We start from the raw sequence: 12,387 nt of genomic DNA on the forward strand, positions 1-12,387 counted from the left end.
GATCAAAAAATTTTGGTTGTAAGCTAACGTCAATAGGGTGATAAACATCAGGCTGGGCAAACTATATCGTTGGAATCGGCATAGTATTGAAGAGTGGTTAGTAGTCACCCATTCAGATTGTCATTTGTTATTAAAGGCCGTGGTACTCGCGATACCATTGTACGAAACGCGGCAGGCCCTCGCCTAGGGTGGTGCGCGGTTCGAAGCCTAGATCCCGCTGGATCGCACTGATGTCGGCAAAAGTGTCGCGCACGTCGCCTGGCTGCATCGGCAGTAGACGACGTTCGGCGGGGCGGCCGCACGCCTGCTCGATTAACGCGATCATCTCGCCGAGGTCTTCGGAACGGCTGTTGCCGATATTGTAAATCCGGTGCGGGCTGATGCTGCCGCCTGCCTTGACCGTGCCGTCGTCGGCAGGCGGATTGTCGACACAAGCGACAATGCCGGCGACGATGTCGTCGATATAGGTGAAGTCGCGCCGCATCCGGCCCTCGCCGAACACGTCGATTGGATGGCCGTCGAAGATCGCCTTGGTGAACAGCCACATCGCCATGTCGGGACGCCCCCACGGGCCATAAACGGTAAAGAAGCGCAGCCCGGTCTGCGGAATTCGGTACAGATGTGCGTAAGTCTCGCTCATCAACTCGTCCGCCTTCTTGGTGGCAGCATAGAGCGACAATGGCTGGTCGACGCGGTCCTCGACACGGAACGGCAACGTATCGTTGCCACCATAAACCGACGAGGAAGAGGCATAGACCATATGCTCGACCTGTCGATGCCGGGCAATCTCGATCATGTTCAGATGCCCGGCGAGGTTCGCTTGCAGATAGGCGCGTGGGTTCTCGATCGAATAGCGCACGCCAGCCTGCGCGCCCAAATGAACAATGCGGTCGAACTGCTCGGCGTTAAGAGCGGCATCGAGTGCCACGTGATCAGAGAAATCAACCTGCTTGAACGCGAACCCGTCATCCGACTTGCCAAGCTCAGCCAGTCGCGCGTGCTTCAGCCTAACGTCGTAATAGTCGTTGAGGCTGTCGATGCCTAGCACGGTATCACCGCGTGCCATCAGATGGCGGCTAACGTTGAAGCCGATGAATCCGGCCGCGCCGGTAACGAGAACGCGCATGCGGTCACTCCTAGAAAATCGCGAGGGTTCTAGGATGGCACCCCGTAAACGGCAACGACAGCTCGTGCTGAAGTGTCGCCTGGGTACCAGGGCGCTCTATTCACGCGGCAGGCCCTGGAACATCAGCACTGCCAAAGCGATCTTGTCTGGTCATTCGTGTCGGTAAGATGCTTAGCCAGCGAGCGCGGCTCGTGCGACATTGAGCATCGGTTCCTTGGCAAACGGTTCCTTCGACAAAGGGAACGTGAGTGGCAAGTGCCGCGCTTGTTCGAAGACCTGTCGATTTTGGTAAAGTGCCGGCTAAATCAATCAGATGGCGTCCTTAGATCAAAACGAAGCAAAAGCGATCCCACGGGTCGCTGAGCGGTAAAAGTTTATTCCGATAATTGATATTCTCGGAATAAAGATATTAAGGTCGGCCAAGGCAAAATGGGCGCGGATTTTGCGATCGATCGAACCCGTCGCCGCTTATCCCCGATCCGGAGCAACGACGCATGACCGACGATCTCGACGACACCGCGCTGAAGCGGATTTCGCCGACACCGTTGATCCCGTTGCTGCTGGACGACGAGATCGAGGTGGCCCGCGCCTATGTCGCCGCGGCGCGGGCGCCGGCGACGCGACGGGCGTATGAGTCGGACTGGCGGATATTTCTCGCTTGGTGCGCGGCGCGGGCGATCGAGCCGCTGCCCGCCGCACCCGGCGCGGTGGCGATCTTCCTGTCGACCGAAGCGGATACCGGCGCGCGGCCATCGACGATCGGGCGGCGCCTGGCGGCGATCGGCTATATGCACGCGCAGGCCGGGTATGATCCGCCGCAGCAGCAACCGGGCGCGGTCGCGATCCGCAATGTCGTCGCCGGGATCCGGCGAACCCACGGTATCAAGAAGGTCCAGAAGCGGGCCGCGGACGGCGACATGCTGCGCGATATGTTGCGTGGCTGCGAAGGCGACAGCGTGCGTGCGGTGCGTGATCGCGCGCTGCTCGCGATCGGCATGGCGGCCGCCCTGCGGCGATCGGAACTGGTCGCGCTGGATATCGACGACGTCGCGATAACGCCCGACGGGCTGCTGATCACGATCCGCAAATCGAAGACCGACCAGGAAGGCGAAGGCGCGACGATCGCGGTGCCGGAAGGGCGTCGGATCCGGCCCAAGGCGCTGCTGCTGGCGTGGATCGCGTGCGCCGGGTTCGGTGACGGCCCGGTGTTCCGCAAGCTGACTCCGCAGGGGCGGATCACGGCCAAGCCGATGAGCGACCGCGGCGTGGCGCTGGTCGTCAAGGCACGCGCTGCGGCCGCGGGCTATGATCCGGCGCAGGTTGCCGGGCACTCGCTGCGGGCCGGCTTTTTGACCGAGGCGGCGCGGCAGGGCGCGACGGTGTTCAAGATGAAGGAGGTCAGCCGGCACAAGTCGCTTGAGATCCTGTCCGACTATGTCCGCAACCACGAGCTGTTTCGCGACCATGCCGGCGAACGCTTTCTGTAGCGCCGAAGCGATAGCGATCCGGCCTTATATATATGGCTATATATACGAGGCACGAAGCCCATGCTTCCCATGGCGGGAAAATGGCTTGCTTCCCATCATGGGAAATGCTAGTTCGTCGAGGCATGAGAATCATCGCCAGGAACCGGTTGATCGCGTTCTGGGCGAGGCACCCGACGACCGAAGCCTCGTTGCGACATTGGCATGAGGTCGCCAGCGCGGCTTCGTGGAAGAGTCCGCTGGAGGTGGTCACGGACTTTTCGAAAGCCAAGTCGCTCGACGGCGAGCGGGTGCGGTTCGAGGTTGCCGGCGGGGACTATCGGATGGTGGTCGCGTTCGACTGGAAGCGGTCGATCGCCTTCATCAAGTTCGTCGGCACGCATGCGGACTATGACAAGATCGATGCGCTGACGGTGAGCCTGTTTTGACTATGCCCAATGGAGGTGGTGCGATGCACATTCGTCCTATCCGGACCGACGAGGATCACGAAACGGCGCTGCGCGAGATCGAGGCGCTGTGGGGCGCGGAAGACGGCACCGAGGCGGGCGATCGGCTCGACGTGCTGGCGACCTTGGTCGAGACGTATGAGAGCCGGCGCTGGCCGATCGAACCGCTGGATCCGGTGCGCGCGATCGAGGCGGCGATGGAGATGAACGGCTATACCCGCGCCGAACTCGCCGCGCTGATTGGGCAGTCGCGCGCGACCGAGATACTGGCGCGTCACCGTGCCCTCACGCTTCCGATGATCCGCAAGATCGCGGGGGCGTGGCACGTCCCCGAAAAGGTGCTGGTGCAGGATTACGCGCTGGCGACGGCGTAGGCGGAGAGCATGACATATTTCCGTAGGGCCACCGCATCGCTGGCGTGCTTGATCCTTGTGGCAGGCTGCGACCGGGCATCATCGCCCACGCCAACAACAAATCCGGCAGCGGCGAAGGCGGCGGAGGATCCGATAAAGGCGGACGTCGACCGGATGGAGGCTGGGATACGGATCGCCGCCGCGACCAAGCGGATCGACGAACTGGAGCAACAGGTCGGCGCGTTGCAGGCAACGCCGGAAAAGCTCGATCTCGAGCTGCTGACCAACCGTGTGGAGGCCCTGGAGGCCAAGGTTGGCGGCGATGTATCTTCCCCGGGAAAGCCGTTGGGGAAAACAACGTCCGATCTTGGTCAAACGTCTCGATCGGGTTTGAAACCCGAAGGGTCTCGGCAAGCTAAACAGCAAACCTCTAAATCGAGTTTGCTCTGACCTGAAGACAGGCCACGGTTGACGATTGATCATTACAATTAGGCGGTTGCATACCGTCTAGTTTGCGTCGGCAATTACGCCATTGCTCGGAGACGAGGCGGTGGCCGCGTTTGATTATCAAAACGTTCCCGGGCTAGGAGAGAACGCTGGTGGGGCTTCTGACGGCGCGTGGGTGGCAATTCACCGACTTGTTCGCGCGAGCTCAATCGGTTCGCCGAGGCGTCCGCTATCGTAGAACGGCTATCCTTCGACATGACGCGGTGAGGCATGTATGTCTGTCGTGATGTAGGCGTGTCGACAGATAGACAACAGCTTCAATCTCAACGTGTCGTCGTGCTCGACTGACATGCGTCGCTGCGGACCGATCAAGAACGTAAGGCAAGACGGTCGCGGGTAAGGCGGGGATCCTCGTACAGGTCGCGCAGCGCGCGCAGGCGGAACGCGTTCCACCAGCGTTGCCAGCGATGCTCGGCCGCGTCGTGGAGCATGTGGCAGCGCTGGCACAGGGCGGCGAGGTTGGCCGGCGTGTTGTGCCCCGGGTCGTGATCGAGATGCGCACAGGCCAGGACGACATAGGTGGTGCGGACGCCGGCCAGCTCGAACCGGTCGCGGACCACGATCCGTCGACCGCGCTCCGAGCGCCAGCATCCCGTTTCGGCGTCCCACCAGCGCCCATCGCCGAGATGCGCGACGAAACGGCGATGCGGCCGCGCGCACTGTTCGCAACGCGCGCCGGCGCGGCCGAACCGGATCGTGTCCGACACTTGCCGCCAGTCGATCGGATAGAGCCAGCGGTTTTCGGGGCGGATCGGCATCGTGATTCTATGAGTCACCGCCGATTCGAAGGAAAGCGAAATCTTTCGCCTTTCGTTGCCGTCCTGTTCCGGACGTGTTCGAGAAGCGGATCGGCCAAGGGCGGAAGCACTACCGCAGACAACATTCTGATATGTCGACACATCGACACATCGACTTGTCGAGCCGTCGATCTGTCAGATCGTCGGAACGTCGAGATGTTTGAATGTTTGCTGTGTTGCCTTCTCCTCGAATGCGGAGAGATTGGATCCGGACTGGCGACTAGGCAGACCCGTAGCAAATGCGCGGCGCACCCTATCACGCCTCGCCTGTCGAAGCCTCGACGCGCCGACATGTCGACATGTCGACATTCAGACAGGGTAGGACGCATCAGAGCAACGGCAGGACCAGATGGAGCATTTAGTCGATTTGCTTGAAAGGCCCGGTGAATTTCTACTCGAAAGCACGAACTGGAGGGCGGTAGCGCCCCCCCTGCCCCGTATGGCAGGAGATGGGATGCCAAAAGTTCGTGCTTTCGAGTAGGAATAGCCAATGACCCGATCGCCCACCGTAAAGCGTACCAAGGATGGCAAGACGACGCCGTCCAGGATCCCCCAAGGCGAGCTCTTCCTGCTCGACAGCCCGCTGTACGGCGAGATCCGCGGCGAGCGATCGCTGATGGCCTTCCCGTTCTTCGCGCTCAGCAAGAATGCCTGGATGAAGCCGCTCAGCTATCAGACCGATACCGTCACGATCGAGGTCCGCCCGAGCGCCAGCGGCGTGGCGACGATTTACGACAAGGAGATCGTGCTCTACATCGCCAGCCTGATGGCCGCCAAGCTCGAGGCGGGCGAGGATGTCGCGCAGGATTTCGTGTTCACCGCGCACGATCTGTTCAGCGTCACCGGCAGCAACCACAGCGCGCGCTCCTATGGCCGGCTGTCGGAGGCGCTGGAACGGCTCCAAGGCACGCAGATCAAGACCAATATCGAGGCGGGCGGAGAAGGCGAGGAAGGGTTTTTCTCGTGGTTGTCCGAAGCAAAGCTGCATTACAACAAGACGCGGGCCGGCGAGCGGCGGTTGAAGGCGGTCAAGGTTCGGCTCTGCGACTGGCTGTTCAGGGCGATCCTGCTCGATCGGCATGTCCTCGACTATGCCGCGGCGTATTTTCAACTGGGACCGATCGAACGGCGGATCTACGAAGTCGCACGCTCGACCGGCGATGGCGACGGCTTCGAAATCGACCTCGCGACCTTCCGGCTGCAGATCGGCTACCAGAATCCGCTTGCCAATTTCCGTGCGGCACTGCGGCAAATCGCGGGCGCCGACACGATTCCGGACTACCGGCTCGAACTGATCGAGACCGTCAGCGACCCCGACGCGGTGGTCGATACCGTCAAGCGCGGCCGCAAGAGCAACCCGGTCAAGGTCGTCATCACCCGGCGCCCAGCCTTGCTCGACTCTGCGCCGTTGATGGGTCCGCCGACGGAAGCGGCCCACGAAGCGGCCCACGACGTGGCGCGGGGATCGATGCGCCACTCGATTTCCGAATCACGGCGCGAATCGGCATCGCCCGATTTCGATCGGGCATCGTGAATTGATACTCGAAAGCACGAACTTGCATCGGAATTGATATCCAAAAGCACGAAGACACACGGTAATTCATACTCGAAAGCACGAATGCGCGCATGAATTGATACTCGAAAGCACGAACTTTTGACTGCGAAATGTAAAGTAATTCGTAATTGATACTCGAAAGCACGAACCGTAGGTGCTTTCACTCTCCGGGATTTGCTGCAAAAATCGAGAAATGTCGGCGCTGATGCTGGCACGACCGAAGATGGAGTGGCTGTGACCTCATAAAGGAAAGCCCGGCACGAGGCCGGGCATCCCAAGCTTAGATGGAGCGACGTCGCCAAACGTCGATCCGGGGTCACAATCAGACCCCCTTCACATAGCCGGACACGAACTTCGGTTCAAGGATGCGCGTTCCGCGCCACGCCCCTTTTTGCCTTGGTCCCAGCCCCGACAAGGGGATGGAAGATGACGGTTTTTACCCTGGGCCAGGCGACCGCGAGGGCGCTCGGCAAGGCGGGCGCGAGCGTAGGCGCGCGCAATGTAGCGTCTGATGCCGGCACCAAGCGCGCCCGCATGCCGCATCGCACAGGCGCACCGGTGCTGCGCGACAGCATCGAGGCGGGGACGTTCGAGGAGCTGTTCTTTGCGGTGCCGGCCAAGGGCGAGACCGACAAATTGCTGCGGATTGCCCGGCGGACGCTCGATGCGGGCCGCCAGTTGCGCCGCGAGGCCCGCGCCGGCGATCGCATCCTGACCGCGGCCGAGCGCCGGATCGTCACGCTGACCGCCGCTGCCGTCCGGGTCTACGAGGAGATCCTCACGCTGGCACGGCTCAACCGCGGGCGGGTCTTCCCGAGCTACGATCACCTGTCGGATGCGACCAGCCTCGGCCGCGCGACCATCGCCCGCGCCCTCCATATCCTCGAGGACATCGGATTTCTCGTTCGCCAGCGCCGCTTCAAGCGGATCGACGCGGACGGACCGGGGCCACGCTATCGGCAGACGTCCAACGCGTACCGCCCGACCCTGCCCCAGCGTGTGCTTGGCTTCATGCCCCGCTGGATGCGGCCGGCCCCCCTGCCCGACGATGCAGTACAGCACGAAATCGACCGTACCGGCGAGGTCGCGACGATGGTCGCGGGACTATCCTGCCGGGATATGGCAGCGGCCACGGTCGGGGGGCAATTAGGCAAGATGCTCGCCAAACTCGGTGCAACCATCGATCGTCGAGAGCGCGAGTCTCATATCCATCCGCAACCGCTCCTAACTTAATATGATTATCTTATATCGAACCGACCTAGCCGGTCGGTGCATTTGCCTGACGGCACCGGAAAGACTCGTAGAACCAAAACAAACGCAAAAACAAAGGACAACCTCGAAATGCCGGCTACGCCGTCACATGCTCCCTAGATGGAGCAAGCGGTTGGCGGTGCGTTTCAAACGGCTGACCTATCGATCGGGGAAACCGTCGAGGAGAGGGCAGAGGCGAGGTTTGTGGCCAGATCGCTTGCCAGCCCTGTTGCCTTGTCGCCATGTAGACATGTAGGTGGTCTGACATGACGACAATCGCAATCATCAGCCAAAAGGGCGGGGCCGGCAAGACGACGCTGGCGCTGCATCTTGCCGCAGCCGCGCACGATTCCGGGCGGGTCGCGCTCGTCATCGACACCGATCCCCAGGCAACCGCCAGTCAATGGGCCGCGTGGCGCCAGGAGGCTCCGCCCGAAGTGATCGACAGTCCGCCACCACGGCTCGCCGCCAAGGTCGCCCAGGCGAAAGAGCAGGGGGCCGAATTCATCGTCATCGATACCCCCCCGCATGCCGACAGCGCCGCCCGCGCCGCAGTCGAGATCGCCGACCTGGTGCTGATCCCGTGTCGGCCCAGCGCGTTCGATCTCTCGGCGATCCAGACGACCGCAAAGCTGGTGCAATTGTTGCGCAAGCCCGCCTTCGTCGTCTTCACCGCCGGCTCGCCCAATGCGCCGCGCGTGTATCAGGAGGCTGGCGAACTGGTCGAAAGCTTCGGTACGCCCGCCTGTCCGATCCAGATCCCTGATCGCGCCGCATTCCGTCACGCCAGCGCCGAAGGGCGAACGGTCATGGAATTCGAGCCGACAGGCAAGGCCGCGGACGATGTTCGACAGATCTTCGAGTGGACATGTCGACAGGTCGGCATATCAACACCGACCATCAAACCGGCGCGAAAAGGAAAAGTCGCAGCATGAGCCGCAAACCCTCGTTCGCCAATCTGCGTGATCGCACATCCCCTGGAGCTGTCACCGCGCAGGCAACAACGGACGGCCAGGTGCCGACCGTGAATATTCCGAACGGCCAGACCATAGCGGGGCAGGGGGCCACCACCGGTCCCGCCAGCCGCCAGGGCCGCAAGCAGATCGCCGGTTTCTTTTCGCCCGAAATGTCGTTCGCGATGCATACGCTCGCACGCCGCCATGGCCGAAGCCTCCAGACGCTGATGGCCGAAGCCTTCAACGACGTCCTGCGTAAGCACGGCGAAAGCCCAATCGGCGATTGAGGGAGCAGCAGTCAGCTTTGCACGTTCGAAATAGGCAGGTACATTTTTCAGCCTATCGTATAAACGCGATAGCCAATAGCTAGGCCTCTACAGCCGATCTATTAGAGTCAGATATATAACAAATATTCGAGAACCCGCCGAAAGTTGATCCAGGAGGTTCCGTATCAAGACGCGGAGCGCATGAAAAAGATAAAACGGTATGGGGATAGCTATCATTATTGGGGCTTACCACTAATGCCTGTATATAAACGGTATAAGCCGTTGCCAATTGATAAGAGCGATAAATGGGGGGGGGCATGAATAACAAAGAAAAAGTCTGCCCTTATTGTAATGAGACGATCAACAGCGCGGCTAGCATATGCAAGTATTGTGGTGCGCGATTGCCGACGCGCAGAGCAAGAGATTTAGAGCTGTTACTAACGCCGAGTGTTCTAGAGATATTTCATTGCCCATCGTGTTCAAAGCCAACCCCTAAAAATACAGTACCTTGCCTCCACTGCAAGCATCCCTTTGTAGTTGGTGCGGTTGGCTAGGCGCTAGGCGCTAGGCGCTAGGCGGTAAGAAGGGTGATTGATTTAATGCACGGTCCGATAATGGTCTTGGTAACAAAAAGTTCTAACTTGGGCTCGCGGTCGCGAATATAGCGGTACCAGTTTCATCTTATTTTTTAGAAAAGATGTAACTTGCAAAACCGGTAGTGTTCTCGTTAATCAAGAAACTATCCAAGTCGCGTCAACGGTAATGCCCGCTTACACCAGCGTGCGTAAACCTCACTTTCGCGCAGTGACCCCAAATAGTAAAATGGCCGAAAAATAGTGGGCCTCGACAGGGTGCGCTTTCAAAGCACGCGGCATTATTGTAGCTGCTACGCAGTTATCGGAAGGTCGCGACGGAGCACTCAACCCTCTGATCATGCCCAAAACCGTCAGACGGGCCGGTACACAGAACGGACCCAGCTATACGCTAACGATTGGGAGTGACGAAAAACCTCGAAAATTGGGTTTCCGCCTACTCGGGCTAAGCGACAGTGTTTGTCGCCCATGCTGAGCCCCGATTAATGGCCGCTTTCGTGGCTTCGGGGTGTCACTGGAAATTTTCCGACAGGGTGTGCCGCGCAGTAGGCGCCCAGAGCCGGACGCTCAGGTTGGCGATAGGCGAGCCGAAAGCCGCCATTCGACAAGCCAAGAGCCGCATCGGTACCTCGGCAGCAGGTGCTCCGCTTGCAGCAGGAAAGCAGCGCGGCGTACCCCACTAGTTTTTGGTCATTTCTCTACCTGGCAAGTGTAGATACCGGGCGTTGAAATCGGCTCGCTCCCGTAAGGCGGCGATCCTAGGTATGCGCAGTTGACGACCCATTTTTACAATTAAACCTTCAGCCTCGAGTAGCTTAAGCATTCGGTTCACATGAACAGCAGTCAAGCCGGTGACGTCGCCCAACTGTTGCTGAGTCATTGAAATATCGATTACGTCGCCGGAGGAAAGACCTCGCTCGTTCATACGTGCCGCATACTCACAGAGAAAATGCGCAACGCGGGTTTGCCCATCCCGCTGCCCAAGGTTTAAAATCCATTCTCGACTTATGGATCCTTCGGTTAGAACCGCCAACAAGATGGCTCCGGCGAGTGCTGGCAAATTCTGTACAAGCTCATTCAATTCGACCGCTGAAACAGTTGCGATATTGGCTTTCGTTAATGTCCGGACATCGTGATCGGCAGTCCCAAGAAAGACATTTGGTAGGTCCAGCGCGTCGCCGGGAATAATAAGGGAGACAATCTGGCGATGACCGAAAGCGGAAACCTTTTGACGGAGCGCAATCCCACTTATCAGGATCGAACAGGTGCGTGCGACGTCACCCTCCCGTACGATATAGCTGCCCGCCGGCATCTCTCGTTGCGTCACATCCAACGATAATAGGGCGTCTTGGTCACTCTTCGATAGCAGGAACATATCGGAGAGGAGGTTCGTAAAAACTGAGAGAGCTCTTGTCACACATACTCCCCGAGGGTTCAACGCCGTTGCGGGAACGAAGTGCAAGGACGCGCGTGTTCGGACACTAACTTATAACACATAGCAAGCCCCTAGAATCTGCCTATGTTGAGGCCCGACGAGAAAGTTGGCCGGTAATCGGCGAACGAGTTCGACTTCGGGAGCGACACTCTCCGCCGCAATTGGCGCTGGTCAGCGGCGAACAGTCCGGCCTTGATCCCGCTCGTGGTCGAAAACTATCCGTACCGCGCGTTCGCGAACTTCCGGCGAAAACTGGTTCGTCGTCTTGATCATACAGGCTCCACCTTTTCAGGAGTTGGAGCCTCTGGCAAAATCCGGCGCGGTTCAAGAGGACGTCGCTGGAAACGTCTACCGCGCAATTCCGTTAACTGGCTACTCGGATCAGGGAATTACGGAATTTTGTGCGGAAGATTTTATTCTTCGCGCGTCTGACATCTTCATGAACCCCCACATTGAGACTGCAATCAGGGCCGATCCGCCCCAGATACCGATAAACAAATACAGAAGCATCCAAACCATAGCGGCACCCTCAACTCGGTTCGAACCAATATCATGAGCGGGAGCCGTTAAGATAATCCAAGATAAAATCACGATAGTAAATAAGTTACATGGGCGAGGACGATAGCGAAGCCACGGCCTTCGAACTCAAAGATTGTTCTGCTTGGGCTAACAAAGCGGTTCGCACTGGGTATTTGGCTTCGGATTGCCGTCCCGTCGTTCCGTGGATCGATGCTCTCGCGGAGGCGTGTAGGGAATGTGAAATCGACATTTGACGAGATCGTGTCCCGGGTGGTGGTGTAGCTCGACGGTAGCGAAACTGACCGGCCGCGCGCTCCCCGCAAGCGTTGTAGCGGCCGGTCAGCTTCGCGGGTGGTCATCGGAGATCTTCGAGAAGGTTGGGTTGCGACACTCAAACCGACGGAGATTCCGATGTCCTCGCCTACAAGAGCTTCCCAACGCAGCATCGCACCAACCCGCTCGAGCGCCTCAACGGCGAAATCAAGCGACGCACCGACGTCGTCGACATCTTCTCCAACGAGGATGCCATCACCCGCCTCGTCGGCGCGATCCTGCTCGAACAAAACGACGAATGGGCCGTCCAGCGCGCCCACTGCATCACACTGGAAAGTATCGCCCAGTTGAGCGATGATCCCCTCGTCACGCTGCCAGACATGGCCGCATGATCAGCCCCGCCCACACCGGGGATCGCCGCTGCCGCGCCGGCGAAGCTACACCACGTGATGGGACACGATCCTTTGACGAACCGGTATGAACAAGCGGCCATATTTAGCGTAGCGGTCCTCGGGTTTGCCACAGGCGCATCAGGCACGGACGGCGTAGCGGGCGATCCCGACGCGGACGCTTCTGCGGGTGAGATTGGACGGCGCAATCTTGATCTATTACCTACGGGATAGCCCGCCATCTTTAGACAGCGGGCTTTCCAGATCAGCTTTCGTTAGCCCCGGCTACGGGCTTCTTCGCCGAAGGCTTTGAACCGCCCCGGGTCTGCCGGAGGCCTTGGGTTGTGAGTCACGCCGCCATATCGATGTTGTCTGCGGCAGCATAATATTGGTGTTCGGCTTCGGCAGGCGGGATGTTGCCGATAGGCTCGAGCAGC

12 protein-coding genes and 1 pseudogene are annotated in these 12,387 nt (G+C 59.6%); 10 read left to right on the forward strand and 3 right to left on the reverse strand.

Going from position 1 to position 12,387, the window contains the following annotated elements:
* Positions 1–130: 130 nt before the first annotated feature.
* Entirely contained in the window at positions 131–1,126 is a 996-nt protein-coding gene (locus SPHN_RS17105) for an NAD-dependent epimerase/dehydratase family protein (protein WP_248525002.1), read from the reverse strand.
* Positions 1,127–1,620: 494 nt separating this feature from the next.
* Between SPHN_RS17105 and SPHN_RS17110 the strand changes: the two genes are divergently transcribed.
* From SPHN_RS17110 to SPHN_RS17125, 4 genes are all read left to right on the forward strand, one after another.
* Entirely contained in the window at positions 1,621–2,613 is a 993-nt protein-coding gene (locus tag SPHN_RS17110; protein ID WP_248525004.1) for a site-specific integrase, read from the forward strand.
* A gap of 122 nt (positions 2,614–2,735) precedes the next feature.
* On the forward strand, positions 2,736–3,038 hold the full coding sequence (locus tag SPHN_RS17115) for a type II toxin-antitoxin system HigB family toxin (RefSeq protein WP_248525006.1): 303 nt from the start codon (positions 2,736–2,738) through the stop codon (positions 3,036–3,038).
* Positions 3,039–3,061: 23 nt separating this feature from the next.
* Entirely contained in the window at positions 3,062–3,430 is a 369-nt protein-coding gene (locus tag SPHN_RS17120) for a helix-turn-helix domain-containing protein (protein WP_248525008.1), read from the forward strand.
* Between the two features lie 9 nt (positions 3,431–3,439).
* Positions 3,440–3,859, forward strand: a complete 420-nt coding sequence (locus SPHN_RS17125; protein WP_248525010.1) for a hypothetical protein — start codon at positions 3,440–3,442, stop codon at positions 3,857–3,859.
* A 365-nt stretch (positions 3,860–4,224) separates the two neighbouring features.
* Here SPHN_RS17125 and SPHN_RS17130 read toward each other — a convergent pair whose 3' ends face one another.
* Positions 4,225–4,674, reverse strand: a complete 450-nt coding sequence (locus tag SPHN_RS17130) for a hypothetical protein (protein WP_248525011.1) — start codon at positions 4,672–4,674, stop codon at positions 4,225–4,227.
* A gap of 529 nt (positions 4,675–5,203) precedes the next feature.
* Here SPHN_RS17130 and SPHN_RS17135 point away from each other — a divergent pair.
* The 5 genes from SPHN_RS17135 to SPHN_RS18630 all read left to right on the forward strand — a co-directional run bounded on the left by SPHN_RS17135 (position 5,204) and on the right by SPHN_RS18630 (position 9,295).
* Positions 5,204–6,247: a replication initiator protein A gene (locus SPHN_RS17135; protein ID WP_248525012.1), complete on the forward strand. Its 1,044-nt coding sequence runs from the start codon at positions 5,204–5,206 to the stop codon at positions 6,245–6,247.
* Positions 6,248–6,694: 447 nt separating this feature from the next.
* The gene (locus SPHN_RS17140) at positions 6,695–7,501 is read left to right on the forward strand and encodes a helix-turn-helix domain-containing protein (RefSeq protein ID WP_248525013.1); all 807 of its coding nucleotides are present in this window, start codon (positions 6,695–6,697) and stop codon (positions 7,499–7,501) included.
* 284 nt (positions 7,502–7,785) lie between these two features.
* A complete protein-coding gene (gene parA, locus SPHN_RS17145) occupies positions 7,786–8,454 on the forward strand; it encodes a ParA family partition ATPase (RefSeq protein ID WP_248525014.1) in 669 nt (222 codons plus the stop codon).
* Positions 8,451–8,762 carry a ribbon-helix-helix domain-containing protein gene (locus tag SPHN_RS17150; RefSeq protein ID WP_248525015.1) on the forward strand — a complete coding sequence of 104 codons (312 nt, stop codon included), beginning with the start codon at positions 8,451–8,453 and terminating at the stop codon, positions 8,760–8,762. Before parA ends, SPHN_RS17150 begins: the two co-directional genes overlap by 4 nt.
* 296 nt (positions 8,763–9,058) lie before the next feature.
* Complete coding sequence (locus SPHN_RS18630) at positions 9,059–9,295, forward strand: double zinc ribbon domain-containing protein (protein WP_432715110.1); 237 nt, start codon at positions 9,059–9,061, stop codon at positions 9,293–9,295.
* Between the two features lie 718 nt (positions 9,296–10,013).
* Here SPHN_RS18630 and SPHN_RS17155 read toward each other — a convergent pair.
* Positions 10,014–10,751 (reverse strand): Crp/Fnr family transcriptional regulator, encoded by a 738-nt coding sequence (locus tag SPHN_RS17155; protein ID WP_248525016.1) that lies wholly within the window; start codon positions 10,749–10,751, stop codon positions 10,014–10,016.
* 935 nt (positions 10,752–11,686) lie between these two features.
* On the opposite strand from SPHN_RS17155, the pseudogene SPHN_RS17160 reads away from it, so the two are divergent.
* Positions 11,687–11,953 (forward strand): annotated as a pseudogene (locus tag SPHN_RS17160) (transposase); the annotation flags it as partial.
* Positions 11,954–12,387 lie beyond the last annotated feature (434 nt).

It is taken from the genome of Sphingomonas faeni (assembly GCF_023195535.1).
In the GTDB taxonomy this organism is placed as follows: Bacteria; Pseudomonadota; Alphaproteobacteria; order Sphingomonadales; family Sphingomonadaceae; genus Sphingomonas; species Sphingomonas faeni_B.

Excerpts from the sequence above, each read along its gene's own strand:
- SPHN_RS17105 (WP_248525002.1), bottom strand. The coding sequence starts at position 1,126 with ATGCGCGTTCTCGTTACCGGCGCGGCCGGATTCATCGGCTTCAACGTT.
- SPHN_RS17110 (WP_248525004.1), top strand. The coding sequence starts at position 1,621 with ATGACCGACGATCTCGACGACACCGCGCTGAAGCGGATTTCGCCGACA.
- SPHN_RS17115 (WP_248525006.1), top strand. The coding sequence starts at position 2,736 with ATGAGAATCATCGCCAGGAACCGGTTGATCGCGTTCTGGGCGAGGCAC.
- SPHN_RS17120 (WP_248525008.1), top strand. The coding sequence starts at position 3,062 with ATGCACATTCGTCCTATCCGGACCGACGAGGATCACGAAACGGCGCTG.
- SPHN_RS17125 (WP_248525010.1), top strand. The coding sequence starts at position 3,440 with ATGACATATTTCCGTAGGGCCACCGCATCGCTGGCGTGCTTGATCCTT.
- SPHN_RS17130 (WP_248525011.1), bottom strand. The coding sequence starts at position 4,674 with ATGCCGATCCGCCCCGAAAACCGCTGGCTCTATCCGATCGACTGGCGG.
- SPHN_RS17135 (WP_248525012.1), top strand. The coding sequence starts at position 5,204 with ATGACCCGATCGCCCACCGTAAAGCGTACCAAGGATGGCAAGACGACG.
- SPHN_RS17140 (WP_248525013.1), top strand. The coding sequence starts at position 6,695 with ATGACGGTTTTTACCCTGGGCCAGGCGACCGCGAGGGCGCTCGGCAAG.
- parA (WP_248525014.1), top strand. The coding sequence starts at position 7,786 with ATGACGACAATCGCAATCATCAGCCAAAAGGGCGGGGCCGGCAAGACG.
- SPHN_RS17150 (WP_248525015.1), top strand. The coding sequence starts at position 8,451 with ATGAGCCGCAAACCCTCGTTCGCCAATCTGCGTGATCGCACATCCCCT.
- SPHN_RS18630 (WP_432715110.1), top strand. The coding sequence starts at position 9,059 with ATGAATAACAAAGAAAAAGTCTGCCCTTATTGTAATGAGACGATCAAC.